13 protein-coding genes are annotated in these 15,131 nt (G+C 69.5%); 2 read left to right on the top strand and 11 right to left on the bottom strand.

Annotated elements, in window-relative coordinates:
• Positions 1 to 304: 304 nt before the first annotated feature.
• The gene (fusA, locus tag ACIBHX_RS20555) at positions 305 to 2,230 is read left to right on the top strand and encodes an elongation factor G (protein ID WP_397068730.1); all 1,926 of its coding nucleotides are present in this window, start codon (positions 305 to 307) and stop codon (positions 2,228 to 2,230) included.
• 51 nt (positions 2,231 to 2,281) lie between these two features.
• On the opposite strand, the gene ACIBHX_RS20550 is transcribed toward fusA, so the two are convergent.
• The 4 genes from ACIBHX_RS20550 to ACIBHX_RS20535 form a co-directional block, all read right to left on the bottom strand.
• A complete protein-coding gene (locus ACIBHX_RS20550; protein ID WP_397068729.1) occupies positions 2,282 to 2,728 on the bottom strand; it encodes a hypothetical protein in 447 nt (148 codons plus the stop codon).
• Positions 2,729 to 2,937: 209 nt separating this feature from the next.
• Positions 2,938 to 3,492: a TlpA family protein disulfide reductase gene (locus tag ACIBHX_RS20545; RefSeq protein ID WP_397068728.1), complete on the bottom strand. Its 555-nt coding sequence runs from the start codon at positions 3,490 to 3,492 to the stop codon at positions 2,938 to 2,940.
• Between the two features lie 146 nt (positions 3,493 to 3,638).
• The gene (locus ACIBHX_RS20540; protein ID WP_397068727.1) at positions 3,639 to 3,821 is read right to left on the bottom strand and encodes a hypothetical protein; all 183 of its coding nucleotides are present in this window, start codon (positions 3,819 to 3,821) and stop codon (positions 3,639 to 3,641) included.
• A gap of 138 nt (positions 3,822 to 3,959) precedes the next feature.
• The gene (locus tag ACIBHX_RS20535) at positions 3,960 to 6,689 is read right to left on the bottom strand and encodes a BTAD domain-containing putative transcriptional regulator (RefSeq protein ID WP_397068726.1); all 2,730 of its coding nucleotides are present in this window, start codon (positions 6,687 to 6,689) and stop codon (positions 3,960 to 3,962) included.
• A 297-nt stretch (positions 6,690 to 6,986) separates the two neighbouring features.
• Between ACIBHX_RS20535 and ACIBHX_RS20530 the strand changes: the two genes are divergently transcribed.
• A complete protein-coding gene (locus ACIBHX_RS20530) occupies positions 6,987 to 7,772 on the top strand; it encodes a carbon-nitrogen hydrolase family protein (RefSeq protein ID WP_397068725.1) in 786 nt (261 codons plus the stop codon).
• Positions 7,773 to 7,989: 217 nt separating this feature from the next.
• On the opposite strand, the gene ACIBHX_RS20525 is transcribed toward ACIBHX_RS20530, so the two are convergent.
• The 7 genes from ACIBHX_RS20525 to ACIBHX_RS20495 form a co-directional block, all read right to left on the bottom strand.
• Entirely contained in the window at positions 7,990 to 8,856 is an 867-nt protein-coding gene (locus tag ACIBHX_RS20525) for a hypothetical protein (RefSeq protein ID WP_397068723.1), read from the bottom strand.
• Between the two features lie 639 nt (positions 8,857 to 9,495).
• Positions 9,496 to 11,043 carry a long-chain fatty acid--CoA ligase gene (locus ACIBHX_RS20520; RefSeq protein ID WP_397068722.1) on the bottom strand — a complete coding sequence of 516 codons (1,548 nt, stop codon included), beginning with the start codon at positions 11,041 to 11,043 and terminating at the stop codon, positions 9,496 to 9,498.
• An 18-nt stretch (positions 11,044 to 11,061) separates the two neighbouring features.
• Positions 11,062 to 12,195: an acyl-CoA dehydrogenase family protein gene (locus ACIBHX_RS20515; RefSeq protein WP_397068721.1), complete on the bottom strand. Its 1,134-nt coding sequence runs from the start codon at positions 12,193 to 12,195 to the stop codon at positions 11,062 to 11,064.
• Between the two features lie 7 nt (positions 12,196 to 12,202).
• Positions 12,203 to 13,030 (bottom strand): SDR family NAD(P)-dependent oxidoreductase, encoded by an 828-nt coding sequence (locus ACIBHX_RS20510; RefSeq protein WP_397068720.1) that lies wholly within the window; start codon positions 13,028 to 13,030, stop codon positions 12,203 to 12,205.
• Between the two features lie 14 nt (positions 13,031 to 13,044).
• The gene (locus tag ACIBHX_RS20505) at positions 13,045 to 13,458 is read right to left on the bottom strand and encodes a MaoC/PaaZ C-terminal domain-containing protein (protein WP_397068719.1); all 414 of its coding nucleotides are present in this window, start codon (positions 13,456 to 13,458) and stop codon (positions 13,045 to 13,047) included.
• Complete coding sequence (locus tag ACIBHX_RS20500) at positions 13,455 to 13,910, bottom strand: MaoC family dehydratase N-terminal domain-containing protein (RefSeq protein ID WP_397068718.1); 456 nt, start codon at positions 13,908 to 13,910, stop codon at positions 13,455 to 13,457. The genes ACIBHX_RS20505 and ACIBHX_RS20500 overlap by 4 nt, the downstream gene beginning before the upstream one ends.
• Before the next feature lies 1 nt (position 13,911).
• Entirely contained in the window at positions 13,912 to 15,099 is a 1,188-nt protein-coding gene (locus ACIBHX_RS20495; protein ID WP_397068717.1) for a lipid-transfer protein, read from the bottom strand.
• Between the last annotated feature and the right edge of the window lie 32 nt (positions 15,100 to 15,131).

The following is a 15,131-nucleotide window of genomic DNA, read 5'->3' as shown; positions in this document are numbered from 1 at the left end:
TGGCCAGGGAGACGTGGCAACCTTCCAGAACTGGCTGGACTCGGGCATGAATCCCTAGTGTGAAAAACCCCTTTCGGGAATCACACCCGCGTCACTACACTCGCCACGACATTGCACACCGCATATGAGAGGAGCCCGCCATGCGGCACGGCGCTTCTCTGTCGCGGTTCGAGGTGATTCTGGTGTCTTCGCCGGCCCGGTGCCGGCTGCGCGCCCGGCGCTGGATGTCCTGACCTGGCCTGCCGTACGGCGGAGCCTGGCCGCATCGCGCTGTCCCCATGGAATCCCCCGAAAAGGCAGTGCCATGAACGACGTCAGAAACCTCGGCATCCTCGCCCACGTCGACGCGGGCAAGACCACCGTGACCGAACGGATCCTCTACCTCACCGGCGCGACCCACAAACGCGGTGAGGTCCACCACGGGACCACTGTCACCGACTTCGACCCGCAGGAGCGCGATCGTGGAATCACCATCTTCGCCGCCGCGGTGAGCTGCGTCTGGGCCGGTCACCTGCTCAACCTGATCGACACTCCCGGCCACGTCGACTTCTCCGACGAGGTGGAGCGCTCGCTGCGCGTGCTCGACGGGGCCGTCGCCGTCTTCGACGCGGTGGCCGGGGTCGAGCCGCAGAGCGAGTCGGTCTGGCGACGGGCGGACCGCTACGGCGTGCCGCGCATCGCCTTCGTCAACAAGCTCGACCGCGTAGGCGCCGACCTCGACGCCGCCGTCGACTCCATCCGCGAACGGCTGCACGTGACCCCGCTCGTGGTGCAGTTACCGATCGGCGCGGAAGCCGGCTTCGCCGGGGTCGTGGACCTGGTCCGCATGCGGGCGCTGGTCTGGGCGGACGAGCTCGAGGTCGGCCCCGTCCCCGAGGAGCTCAAGCCGGAAGCGGTACGCCGGCGGCTGCTCCTGGAGGAGACCGTGGCCGAGCTGCATCCGGCCGCCCTGGAGGAGTATCCGGGGATCTCGCCGGAGACGATGGAGGCCGCGCTGCGCGACCTGACCCACTCGGGCGCGGGTGTCGTGGTGCTGTGCGGTTCGGCCTACCGCAACCGCGGGATCGAACCGCTGCTGGACGCGGTGGTGGCCTACCTGCCTGCGCCGCAGGCCGATCCGTCGGCACCGCTCGCTGCCCTGGTCTTCAAGATCAAGGAACGGCTGGCGTTCCTGCGCGTCTACTCGGGCACGCTGCGGAAGGGGACGGAGGTGCTGGACGCTACGGCCGGCCGTACCGAGCGGGTGGGGCGCATCCTGCGCGTCCAGGCCAGCCGGCACACCGAGGTGGAGCGTGCGGTGGCCGGCGACATCGTCGCCGTGGTCGGGGTCAAGGGCGTACGCGCGGGGACCACCCTGTGCGATCCGTCGGCGCCTGTGCTCCTGGAGCCTCCGGTCGTGGCCGAGCCCGTGGTCTCGGTGGCGGTGGAGGCATGCAGGAACGCCGACGTCGAACGGCTGGCCGGGGCGCTGGCCAGGCTGGTGGAGGAGGATCCGTCGCTGGCCGTACGTGCCGATCCCGAGGTCGGGCAGACGCTGCTGTCGGGGATGGGCGAGCTGCAGCTGGAGGTCGCGGTGGAGCGGATCCGCCGCGAGCACGGGCTGGAGCTGGCCGTGGGCCGGCCGCTGGTGGCCCACCGGGAGACCGTTGTGCGCGGGGTGACCGGGCTGCTCTACCGCCACGTCAAGCAGGACGGCGGAGCCGGGCAGTTCGCGCATGTCGTCCTCGACGTGGCGCCGGCCGACGACGGCTTCGCGTTCGGCTCGACCGTCGTCGGTGGCCGGGTGCCGCGCGAGTACGTCCGCGCGGTGGAGGCCGGGTGCCGGGACGCGCTGGCGTCGGGGCCGCTCGGCGGCCATCCGGTGACGGGCCTGCGCGTCACGCTCACGGACGGTGCCACGCATCCGAAGGATTCCTCGGAGTTGGCCTTCCGTACGGCGGGCCGCCTCGCCCTTGGCGAAGCGCTGCGTGCCTCGACGATGGCGTTGCTGGAGCCGGTGGTCGAGATCACGGTCACGGTCCCGGACGACGCCGTCGGCGCGGTGCTGGGTGACCTGGCCGCGCGGCGCGGGCAGGTCTCCTCCTCGGTCGCCCGGGCGGGCACGGTGGTGGTCACCGCCACGATGCCGCTGGCTCAGGTGTTCGGCTACGCCACGCGCCTGCGCAGCCGTACCCAGGGGCGCGGCACGTTCACGACCCGGCCGGCCGGCTACGCGCAGGTGGCCAGCTAGGATCATCGCCCCGGTCACCGGGCCGCCCGGCTCGGTGACCGGGGTCGGCTGTCAGTCGATGCGCTGGCAGATCGACACCGGCAGGCGAGGGGACCACGTTCGGGTGGCCTCGTCGTAGGCGCGTGCGTATCCGTTGTTGCTTCCGGCGCAGGGCGCAGCGATCGTCGTCTCCACATAGATGGCACCGCCGGGAGTGACGGGGTGCGGGTGAGCGATCTCCCACTTGGAGAACGCCGTCCGGCCGGTGTCGTACTTGACGACCAGGAAGACACGGCGGTCGATGGTGAAGTTGCCGCCGGCGATCTTGAGATGGCCGTTGAAGGTGTAGTTGAACAGGAAGGGTTGCGCCTGCCTGAGATCGTGCGTATTGCTGGTGCTGTTGATGTCCGCAGGCGAGGTCGGTGACGCGTTCGCGGCGGTGCTCAGGGCCGGGACGGCCAGGGCGACGATGCCGGCGGTGGCGGTGACTCCGAGCAGGGTGCGCATGACGCGGTTCATCGGGATCTCCTATGCGATGGTGCCGACCTTGTTGGGGCTTGCAGCACCATTGACGGGCAGGCCGCCTGCAGCGTGCTTTCAGCAGCCCGACGTCCGCATGCAGACCACTGTCGATCGCCTGGAGAGACGCGTAATCGGGTGGGCGCGTGGGGTGTGCTTAGCTGCCTGAAATCGGGAAGACGTCGGTGTCGTCCCCGGCCGACGGCTGGTCACGCAGGAGATCCGGCTGACAGCCGCGAGATTCTGGGCGCTGTCGCGAGCAGCCTGCCGCCTGCGGCCACATGGAAGAAGGCCGGGAAGGACTGAACCCGGAACGCGTCGGCCACCTGCGGGCGCGCGTCATCCAGGATCACCTGAGCGACGGGTGACAGCGTCATGACCAACTGCGCCGGATCCCCCGACCGGCCGTCGATCACGGCCAGCACCCGTGACCGGTCCTGGCCCGCCGCCCAGGAGGCCAACTCAGGAAGCTGCTCGTGACAGCCTCGGCAGTCCGGCGAGAGGAACGCGACGACCGTCCCCTCAGGCAGGAGGTCCCGTGCCACGTGGCTTCCTTCCACGGTCGTTGTGTCGAAGTCGCCGACGACCTCACCGACGGCCACCCCTCCGGCCGCTCCGGCCAGGGCGCCCGCGTCGGCGACCTCGTACAGCGCGTCGATCAGTTTCGTGTGCTCCTTGAGCCGCCGGACCACGGCGAGGGTCAACAACAGGTCCATCAGACACAGGGCGCCGATGAGGACCACGGTCGCGATCAGGTAGGGCACAAGACACCTCCGTGTTGAAAGCTCATGAGTGTGCCCGGCCGCGTCGCATGCCGCCGGGCACCGGTCATCGTGGCGGGCTCGTCACCGTGAAGGACAGCGAGAGCGACGCGACCGTTCGAACTCGTTCGCGGTGTTGAGACGAGCGATCAGTAGCAGTAGTCGTAACGGTGGCAGGAGCCGCACGAACGGTGACCGTCCGGGTAGTAGCAGCAGTACCTCCCGATCCCCCAGCCGCTGCAGCACTCGTAGCCGCAGTCGGTAGCCCGGGCTACGGTGTGCGGTACGATCATCTCGAGCAGCCGATCGGCCATTCTGGTCACGGCGCGCATCGAACCTCCCTTTCGGCAGTCCCGGCGGGCCCTCGCCCGCTCGGCGCGGCATGGTCCGGCCGGCCCCCGCCGCCGTACCGCCGCTCTTCGCAGCCTGCATCCCGGGGTTGAGCGATTTCTCAATGATTTCTTTACGGCCTATCCCCGCTGGCCGAAGGCCGCGATGCGGGCGCGCACCTTGTCGGCCTGCGCGTCGCCGAGCGCGTCGTAAGACTCCGCCGCCCGCTTCCAGGCGCCGAGCGCGGCCGCGGTGTCGCCCGCCCGCAGGTGCGTTTCGCCCAGGCGGACCAGCGTCTCGGCGGCCGGGTGCAGGTCGTCGCAGCCGCGCAGTAGCTCGACCGCCCTCTCGAAGCACGCCACCGCCTGCGCGAAGTCGCCTTTGGCCTCCAGCACGTAGGCGATGCTGTCCCAGGCGTGCCCCTCGCCCTGGGCGTACCCGGACGCGGCCAGGATGCGCTGTGCCCGGCGGCAGTGGTCCAGCGCCTGGTCGTACTCACCGACCTGGGCATGCAGCCAGCCTGCGTTGTTCAACGCCCGCGCCTCGCCTATGACATCGCCGACCTGCCGGAACAGCTCCTGCGCGCGCAGCACGTGGCCCAGCGCCTCGCCGGATCGCAGCCGGTTCAGCGAGACCGAGAGGCCGAGGTGGAGGTGCGCCTTGAGAGCCGGCTCGTCGAGATCCCGATGCAGCCCGATCGCCTGCTGGAAGTGCTCGACCGCCTCCCACTCGAGGCCGAGCTTGGCATGGCTGCGCGCGATGCTGTTGTGGCAGCGGGCCTGGGCCAGGCGGTCGCCGAGCCGACCGGCCGCGTCCAACGCGACGGCCTGAACGCTCAGGATCTGCTCCCACGGGCCGCGGCGCTGCATGAACTCCGAGAACGCCCACGCCAGCTGCCACGCGTGCCGGTCCAGACCCGCCGCGGTCGCCTCCGCCAGCAACGCCGGGAGCGCCACCGCCTCGTCGGCGTACCACCGGAGGGCCTCCGCCGGGCCGGCGAACCGTTCCCTCACGGCACCTCGTGCCCGCGGATCCAGCTTCAGCCTCTCGCGGTACGGGTAACAGACCTCGCTCGCGGCGCGCGCCGAATGCAGGTAGTAGTCCAGCAGCCGCCGCGTCGCCGCACGCAGCACCGGGCGGCTGTCCATGGCCCGTCCCAGCTCCGACGCGTACACACGCAGCAGGTCGTGCAGATGCAGGTGGCCGCGCGCGCGTATGTCGACCAGGTTGGCGCGGACGAGCTGCGCGGCCAGCTCCCCTGTGCCCTCCACCGGCAGAGCGGCCAGACTCGCCGCCGCCGCAAGCGGCAGGTACGGGCCGGGGTGCAGCCCGAGGCGCCGGAACAGCCGGACCGCGAGTTCGGGCAGGTGCCGACACGACCGCCCGAAGACTTGGCGCAGGTCGACCGCCGGGTCAGTATGGGCGAACGGTTCCAGATCCGTGCCGGCCCGCGCGAGGTCCGCGGCGGCCTCCGCCAGCGGCAGGTCGGTGCGCTGTGCCAGCTGCGCCGCGACGATCGCCAGTGCCAGCGGCAGTCGGCCGCACCGGCGAATGATCAGCGCGGTGGCTTCGGGCTCCGCCGCCAGCCGCGGTTCCCCCAGCCTCGCCGCCAGAAGGCGGTAGGCGTCATCGTCCGGGAGGACATCCAGGCGCACCAAGGAGGCCCCCGCGGTGACTGCGAGACCGGACAGCTCGGAACGGCTGGTGACCAGCGTCAGACACCCCGGCGCGGTGGCCAGCAGCGGGCGTACCTGGTCCGCGCCGCGGGCGTCGTCGAGCACGACGAGGACCCGCCGGCAGGCCAGCATGCTGCGGTAGAGACCGATCCGGGCCTCGACGCCCGACGGCACCTGGGCCTCCGGGACCCCGAGCGCGTTGAGGAACCGGGGGAGGACCACGGCCGCGCCGGCCGGGTCGACCGTGCTGAGATCGGCGTGCAGCTGGCCGTCCGGGAAGCGGTCGCGATTCAGGTGGGCCCAGCGCAGCGCGAGCGACGACTTGCCCACTCCGGGCGGTCCAGAGATCGCGCAGACCGTGGCGGTCGGCGGCTGGTCGCTGCTCGCCATCGTGGCCAGCCGTTCCAGCTCCGCCGCCCGGCCGACGAAGCCCCTCAGGTCGCCGGGCAGCTGGGCGGGGACCACGCGCGCAGTGTCCGCCGCGTCACCGGACCGCAGCAGCATCCGATGGGCGTGCCGCAGCGCCGTGCCGGGTTCGACGCCCAGCTCCTCGGCGAGCGTCCGGCGGACGCGGGCGAAGTACGCCAGCGCCTCGGCGGTCCGGCCCCACGCGTGCAGCGCCTCGATCAGCGCGACGGCGACCAGTTCGTCCAGCGGGTGCTCGTCGGCCAGCGGCGACAGCGCGGCCACCGCGGCCGCGGCATCGCGGGCGGTCACCGCGCGCGCCCACTGCAGCAGGATCTCTTTGCGTTCGTCGCACAGGCGGTGGCGGGCGCGCTCGGCCCATTCGCCGAGCAGCCCGGTCAGCGGGTCGCCGCGCCACAGTTCCAGGGCCGCGCCGAGCAGCCGCGCCGGATCCGGCTCGGTCATCGCCCGCTCGGCGAGGCCACGGAACCGCGACACGTCCACGGCGGAGTCGTCCACGTCGAGCAGGTAGCCATCGAGCCTGCGGACGACGGCGCCCTCGTCCGCCAGGACGTCGCGGCGGATGCGGGTGATGACCGTGTACAGGGTGCGCCGCGCCCCCGCCGGGACCCGCTCGCCCCAGACCCGCCCGAGGAGCGACTCCACCGAGACGACCCGGCCGACCTCCCACGCGAGCGCGGCGAGCGCCAGCGCCACCTGCGGCGGTCGCACCGGCCGCACCTGCCCCGAACGTTCCACTTCCACCGGACCGAGTAATCGGATCAGCACGACGGTGCACCCCCTGCTCGTGGATCTTGTTCGAGCGTAACCAACGCCTGGGGCCCGTGGGCTCCGTGCGTCCGCGAACAGGGCATGGCGATGTGCGCGAAGCAGGGCTCTTGCCGGATGCGCAGGTTGCGATCATGCAGTGTGGCGAGCAAGCAGCTGCTGCTGACCGTGTTTGCGCTCGGATGGCGAGCAAGGTCTCCAGCCGTGGAAAGAGTTCATCGAGTCGGTCAGAGCGATGGCCGTGGTCGGCGGCGCGAAGGTCCGGACGGCCGCGGTGGCGACGGCTAAACTGCCGCAGTGTCCCAAGAGACGTTGATCGTGGCACTTGCCCAGATTTCCCCCGAGCCGGGCGACGTGGCCGCCAATGCTCGTGCGGCGGCGGGTTCGATCCCCGTGGCCGCCGGGTCTGGGGCCAAGCTGCTCATGTTTCCCGAGCTCTCCCTCGTCGGCTATGACCTCGACCTCTTCGACGACCCGGCGACGTGGGTGACCGAGGACGACCCGCGACTCGACGTCGTCCGGCAGGCGGCCCATGACTGCGGGGTGACGGCCGTGGTGGGCGCGGCCTACCGCCAGGCGGACGGCGCGGCGTGGATCGCGTCGCTGGCGGTGCGGCCGGACGGCAGCATCCATGCCTACGGCAAGCGGAATCTGCACGGCCGGGAGCGGGACCTGTTCCAGCCCGGCGGGCCGGGCCGGCTCCTCGACGTCGACGGCTGGCAGGTCGCCCTCGCCATCTGTTATGACGCCGGCGTGCCGGCGCACGCCGAGGACGCGGCCCGCAGAGGTGCCGAGGTCTACGCCGGATCGGTCCTGTACACACTGGCGGAGACGCGGCGGCTGGACATCCACTTCGCAGCACGAGCCATGGATCACCGCATGTTCGCGATCGCTGCCAATTACGCCGGCACGGGGCCGGGCTGGGTGTCGTGCGGCGGCAGCGGGGCTTGGCACCCGGACGGAACACGGCTGACGCAGGCCGCGACCGGCCCGGGTTTGTTCACCGCGACACTGTCGCGCAGCGAGTTGCAGGCGTTGCGTGACAGGGACGCGCTGGCGGGATACCCGCGTGTAGCGGCCTAGTACAGCGGGAGCCGGTGGCTGGATATCCGCGCGTTGCGTACACGGGGCGTCGGTAACACTCATGCCACCAGGTGCAGATCACGGAAACGCACCGAACACCCGCGGGTCCGTCCTGACGTCGGCGGCCTGCATCTCGTGGTGGAGGGCGCCGCTCTTCGCGCGGCATGGCACACGAAGAGTGGCGCGTGTACTGCGGCGCCGTCACCTGTTGACAGGTTCAGCCTTTGTAATCGGTGGTGTGGGTCTCGGAGCCGGTCGGCCACAGATATTTGCCGTGGTCCGCGGTCGAATAGTTGCTGTTCCCGTCTCCCGGACGGGCTTGGATGAGATTGCGGCGCCAGGTGGACCCACGGGCCGATCCGCTCCAGAAATTGCCGTACAGGAAGCCGTACAACTGCTCAAGTTCCGCCGAGAAGACGTTGTCGGTGGCGGTGATGTTCCTGGCGTTGTTGGTGACACCGATGCTGACGGCGTATCCCCAGCCGGAGACGTAGTTGTTCGTGAACTTGATGTTCTGGTACACGCCGTTGCCCTGCAGGGCCAGGGCGTTGGTGTTGCCCACCGAGGCCAGGGTGTTGTGGTGGACGATCATGGGACCGCCGTCGCCTTCGCTCTGTGGGCCGATGCCGTCGTGATGGTAGACGTCGCGAGCCGTATCGGCCATGTCATGGATGTAGTTGTTCGTCCAGGTCGACGGGCGGCCGGGGAATCCCGTCACCATTTCCATGCCCGCGTTGCCCCAGATGTCGTTGTGGTCCATGACGGCCACGGCTTCTTTCATCGTCGTGGCGTACTGCCAGGACTTCTTGAAAGGAGTACCGGGCTTGGCGTGAGCCGACGAGACGGTGCCGTTGTTGCCCGGCGGCCTCGAGTAGGAACTCGGCTTGAACGTCGAGTACAGGAACTTGATGTTGGTGTCCGAGTAGATCTGGATGAGGTTGTCGTCGGGGTTGGTGCCCTCGAAAAGACAGCCGACGAACGTGAGATTGTCACCGTAGATATAGATCTTCAACGCGCGGAAACGCTTGAAGGAGATGACACTGTTGTCGGGGAACCTGAGCGTCAGCGGTTTGGTGTCGCTCATCTTCGGTGCGTGGTCGGTGAGCTTGCCCGGGTACTTGCTCAGGCCCAGACCTCCGGTGTTGGCCGGTGTGTTGGCGTAGCCGGTGTTCGAGAAGTCCGGCCAGACCCCGGAACCGTCGTTGGGCCGGGCGTCGATGCCCGGAACTGGCTTCGCCGGTGCGCCGTCCGCGACGGCGCTCGCGGGCAGGGCGGGCGCGAGGAACGCGAGAGCTGCGACGGTGGCGAGGCAGCTCCGGGTGAACGCGCGGACGAGCGGAGAGCGGAGGCGGTCGTACGCGCCTCGGCGGGATAATCTCTTGATCTTGTGCTCCGGTACAGTAGTTCGCTCGGTGGGGTTCGCGCTCGTAGCCGGCTTCGCCCGCCCGCGTCCGCTCCATCCTCCGCAACCAGCGGCGATGATCCCGAAACACTACACCAACAAGATCGTTAACACCATGTACAGCCATCTGTGACGTCATGAGGGCGCGCCGGCCGGCGTTGCGCCTCAAGGACGTGGAAATTTCGGCCTTGCATCGCCGTCCTTGGAACGGCAACTCGCCGCCGGCACGAGTGCCGTGAAGCTTGCGGGCCTCATCGGAGACCAGAACGTGACCGCGTGCGTGTGATGTTGCGTGGCTACGCCCCGGGCAGCGCGTCGCGGTCAGCCTATGAGGTGTTCGGGGCGTTCGCGGTACTGGTCGCGGAGCGTACGTTTGAGGATCTTGCCCGCCGCGGAGATGGGTAGCTGGTCAACGAATTGGATGCTGCGCGGTGACTTGTAGCCGGCGATGCGGGTCTTGCAGTACTCGCGTAGTTCGGCGCCGGTCAGGTGGGTGCCGGGCTTGGGGACGACGACGGCGTGGACGCGTTCGCCCCAGTCGGGGTCAGGTACGCCGACGACGGCACAGGTGTCGATGGCGGGATGTGTGGCCAGGACGGCTTCGACCTCGGCGGAATAGACGTTCTCGCCGCCGGTGATGATCATGTCTTTGATGCGGTCGACGATGTAGACGTAGCCGTTGTCGTCCATGCGTCCGGCGTCGCCGGTGTGCATCCATCCGTCGCGTAACGCGTGTGCGGTCTCCTCGGGCCGGTTCCAGTAGCCGAGCATCACGTGTGCTCCGCGGACGACGACCTCGCCGGTTTGGCCGCGTGGTACTTCGTTGCCGGCTGGGTCGACGATGCGGACCTCGGCGTGTGGTGCGGCGCGTCCGGCCGAGGTGCGCAATGTCGGGTCGGCGTGGTCAGTGGGTTGCAGCAGGGTGGCGACGGGTGCGAGCTCGGTCATGCCGTACGCCTGGGTCAGCGTGGCATTAGGCATGATCTTCTCGATCGCTCGGAGAGTCGGTTCGGAGACGTGGGATGCGCCGTAGATGAGGCGACGGACAGCGGAGAGGTCGACTTCGTGTGCGGTGGGGTCGTTGACGAGCATGTGCATCATCGTCGGGACCATCAGCACGTCGGTCGCCTGGTACTCGGCCAGTGCTCTGGCGGTGGCGGCGGGGTCGAACGTGGGCAGCACGATGTGCGTGGTGCCGACCAGGTTTCCCGCCACCCATGCGCCGAGGCCGGCGAGATGGAACAGGGGCGCGACGTGCAGCAGCCGTCCGCCTGGGGTGACGAAATGGCCGGCGGCCGAGCTGCCGAGCGCCGAGGTGATGATGTTGGCGTGGCTGAGCATGACGCCCTTCGGCGACCCGGTCGTGCCGCCGGTGTAGAAGATGCCGGCGAGCTGGCCGCCACCGCGGCGCGCATCGGGTATGGGCTTGGCGTCGGCGACGAGGTCCTCGTACGGCAGTGTGCCACCGGGCACCGTGCCGTCTCCACAGTGGATGACGGTGCGCAGTCCTGGCCACTGCTCGCGCAACGCCGGGACGAGCGGTGCGAACGTGTCGTCGACGAAGAGCACGGCGGTCCCAGACTCCTCGAGGGACGTGGCGATCTCGGTGGGACTCCAGCGGAAGTTGACCGGGACGATCACGGCGTCGGCCCACGGTACCGCGAACAGGTACTCGTGGAAGCGGTCGGAGTTGAGGGAGAGGATGCCGACGCGGTCATCCTTCGCCACACCGAGCTGAACGAGCGCGCCGGCGAGTCGCGCGACGCGGTCGGCGCACTCGGCGACGGTGCGGCCCCGGTCACGGGTGATGGTGAACGGTGCGTGCGGACGCTGTTGCAGCGCACGGTGCAGGCCGAGGGTCAGGTACATCGTCGTCTCCTCACCACGTCACAGGGAACGTGCGATCAGTTCCTTCATCACTTCGTTGGCACCGCCGTAGATCTTCTGCACGCGGGCGTCTGACCAGAGCCGTGCGACCAGGTATTCACGCATGTACCCGTATCCTCCGAACAACTGGAGGCACCGGTCGACGACCTGGCACTGCAGGTCGGTGAGCCACCACTTCGCCATCGACGCGGTCGCCGTATCGAGGCGGCCGCGTAGGTGCTGCTCGATCGCATCGTCGACGAACGACCGCCCGGCCCGGACGAGCGTGGCGCACTCGGCCAGCTCGAACCGGACGTGCTGCTTCTCGAACAGTGGCGCGCCGAAGGCCTTGCGCTGTTTGACGTAGGCGACGGTTTCGTCGAGCGCGCGTGCCATGGCCGCGGCCGCGCTGAGCGCGATGACGAGCCGTTCCTGGGCGAGCTGGGTCATCAGCATGGCAAAACCGGCGCCTTCGTCGCCGAGGAGATTGGCGACGGGGACGGGCACCGCGTCGAAGGACAGCTCCGCCGTATCCTGCGCGTGCATGCCGACCTTGTCCAGGACGCGTCCGCGCCGGTAGCCGGTCTCGACGACGAGCAGCGAGATCCCCTTCGCACCCGCACCGCTGGTACGTGCGGCGACGATCACGAGATCGGCATTGCAGCCGTTGCTGACGAACGTCTTCGCACCGGTGACGACGTAGTGGTCGCCGGCGCGGACGGCGCGGGTTGTGAGGTTCTTCAGGTCGGAGCCGCCGTCCGGCTCGGTCATCGCGATCGCGCCGATCATCCGCCCGGCGGCCATCTCGGGCAGCCATCGTCGTTTCTGCTCCTCAGTGCCGTACGCGAGCAGGTAGTGGGCCACGATCCCACTGTGCACGGAGATGCCGAACCCTGTGTCACCGGCGTAAGCCTGGGCGGAGAAGACCGCGAGGTCGTGCGCGAACGTGCCGCCGCCTCCGCCGTAGCATTCGGGAATCGAGCAGCACAGCAGCCCGACCTCACCTGCGGCGAGCCAGACATCCCTGGGTACGCGACGGTTGCGATCGAACTCGTCCCAGCGTGGCACCACCTCGGTGGCGAAGAACTTCGCTGCCGTCTCGTGCAGCAGCTTGCCGTCGTCGTCGAGCCATCGTGGCCGGGGAGTCAGCGTCATCGTGCCCTCACAGAACGAGTCCGCCGCCGCAGACGATTGTCTCGCCGCTGATGTAGTCGGACTCGGGGATGCAGAGCAGGTAGACGGCCCCGGCCGCCTCCGTCGGGGTTCCGGCGCGGCCGAGCGGCACGAGCCGTTCCGTGGCGTCGAGCAACGCGCGGTTCACACCGACCTTGATCTGACGGCCCTGCACGTCGATCGTCGCGGTCTCGCCCGCGGCCGCCTCGGTGAGCCGCGTCGTGATGAGGCCGAAGGCGACGGCGTTGACGGTGACGTTGTAACGCCCCCACTCCTTCGCCAGCGTCCTGGTCAGCCCGACGATCCCGGCCTTCGCCGCGGCGTAGTTGGCCTGGCCGGCGTTGCCGCCGATGCCCGCGAGCGACGAGATGTTGACGACCTTCCGGCACACGGGTGTTCCGCCTCCCGCCTCCCGCCTGGCGGCGGCACTGATCACGGGTTGGGCGGCGCGGAGGATGCGGAACGGCGCGGTGAGGTGGACCTCGAGGATGGCCTCCCACTGCTCGTCGGACATCTTCTGGATCACGGAGTCCCAGGTGTATCCGGCGTTGTTGACGACGATGTCCAGGCCGCCGTACGTGTCGACGGCGGCCTGGACGAAGCGCTCACCGAAGCCGGTCTCGGTGACGCTGCCGATACATGCGACGGCCTCGCCGCCGGAAGACGTGATCTCCTCGACAGTCTCCTTTGCCGGTCCCTCGTCGAGGTCGTTGACCACGACGCGGGCGCCTTCAGCGGCGAGCTTCACCGCGACCTCGCGCCCAATGCCGCGCCCGGATCCGGAGACGATGGCCACCTTGTCGGTAAGCGTTCCCATGCGGTCGGTTCCCTTCAGTACAGCGCGACTATGGCGGTGCCGGTCAGCGTCACCGTGCCGTCGGCGAGAGTCACGGTCAGGTCGAGAAGCGCGCGGCGCTCGCCGGCGACCACATCCACCGACGTGACCGTCGCGCGGCAGGTCGGCGTGGCGTGCACCGGTGTGATCCGCGTGAACCGCACGGAGTACTCGCGGATCCGTTCCTGCGGTACCCATCCGGTCAGCAGCCGGCCGAGGTACGCCATCGACAGCATGCCGTGGGCGAACACGTCGTCGAGTCCGGCGGATCGTGCGACGTCGAGGTCGATGTGGATCGGATTGCGGTCGCCGGAGGCGCCGGCGAACAGCGCGAGGGTGGTGCGGCTGATCGGGTCGACGGTCAGCGGGGGGAGTGCGGTACCGGCGGTGACGTCGGAGGTGATCGTCATGAGGTACCCCCCGTGTCGCGTACCACGATGACCTGGCGCATCGCCGCGATGCGCGTCGCGTCCCTGCGGACGTCGGTGTCCCGTACGACGAAGCTGAGCCGGCCGCCATCCTTCACATAGGCGTCGGAGACGCGTGCTGACAAGGTGAGGCGGTCGCCGGCATAGGCCAGCGCGTCGTACGTGAACGACTGCTCGCCGTGCAGGACGTGTCGCAGGTCGACGCCGATCTCGTCGAGCCACCGGTACGGGTCGGGTTGGTCGAGCTCCAGGCCGAACAGCATCGTCGGCGGCACGGGCAGGTCGGGGTGGCCGGCGGCCCGGGCGGCGGCGAGGTCGGTGTAAACCGGATCGGTCTCACCGATCGCCTTCGCGAACAAGCGCAGCCGTCCGCGTTCGACATCGACGGTCAGGTCGGGAAAGCACCTGCCGATCACACCGACATCGACCGGCATGTCAGCCCACCTTCTCGTAAAGGGTGACGACGCATGCTCCGCCGAGACCGAGGTTGTGTTGCAAGGCATGCCGCGAACCCTCGACCTGGCGCGCGCCTGCCTGGCCGCGCAACTGCCAGGTGAGCTCGGCGCACTGGGCGAGGCCGGTGGCGCCGAGCGGATGTCCCTTGGCCAGCAGTCCGCCCGACGGGTTGGTCACCACCTTGCCGCCGTAGGTGTTGTCGCCGTCGGCGACGAACCTCTCGCCGGTGCCTTCCGGGGTCAGGCCGAGGGCCTCGTAGCTCAGCAGCTCGTTCGTGGTGAAGCAGTCGTGCAGCTCGACCACGGGGACGTCCTCCGGACCGACACCGGCCTGTTCGTACACCCGCCGGGCGGCGGCGACGGCGAGGTCGTAGCCGACCAGCTTCCGCATGCTGGTGCCGGCGAAGCTGCCGGACTGGTCCGTGGTGAACGCCTGCGCCGCGATGCGGACGACAGGCTCGATCCCGTTGTGGCGGCAGAAGTCCTCGCTCGCGAGGATCGCCGCGGCCGCGCCGCTCGTCGGAGGACAGCACTGCAGCCGGGTAAGCGGCCCGTAGATCGGCGGTGACGCGAGCACCTCTTCGACCGTGAGCGGCGCGCGGAACACGGCCCGCGGGTTGTGCGCGGCGTGCCTGCGTGCCTTCACGGCGATCGCCGCGAACGTCGCGGGGTCGGTGCCGTACTCCTCGGCGTATTCCCGGCCGGCTCCGCCGAAGAACTGCGCCGCGAGCGGTGCCGCGTCGTCGATGCCCTGTGCCGCCTCGCGGATCGCGTCGAACCGCGAGAACGGGCTGGTGCGGTCCTGCCAGTGCTCGACCAGCGCGCCGCGTCGCATCTGCTCGAACCCCACGGCCAGCACGACATCGACCGCTCCACTCTCGACCGCCTGACGAGCCAGCCACAGCGCCGTCGAGCCGGTGGCACAGTTGTTGGAGACGTTGACGATCGGGATGCCGGTCAGGCCTACCCGGTAGAGCGCCGCCTGGCCGCAGGTCGAGTCGCCGTAGACGTAGCCGGCGAAGGCCTGCTGGATCGCCGAGTAATCGACACCCGCGTCCGCGAGAGCGGCACGCATGGCACGTTCCGCCATTACCTCGTAGCGTTCGCCTGCTTTCGGCGTGGTGAAGTCGACCATGCCGACGCCGGCGACCACAACCCGTCCGCCCATAGGCGTCTCCTCATTTCGCTAGGCTAGTCATG

It is taken from the genome of Nonomuraea sp. NPDC050536 (assembly GCF_044457685.1).
In the GTDB taxonomy this organism is placed as follows: domain Bacteria; phylum Actinomycetota; class Actinomycetes; order Streptosporangiales; family Streptosporangiaceae; genus Nonomuraea.
This window is presented reverse-complemented; position numbering and strand designations above follow the sequence as displayed.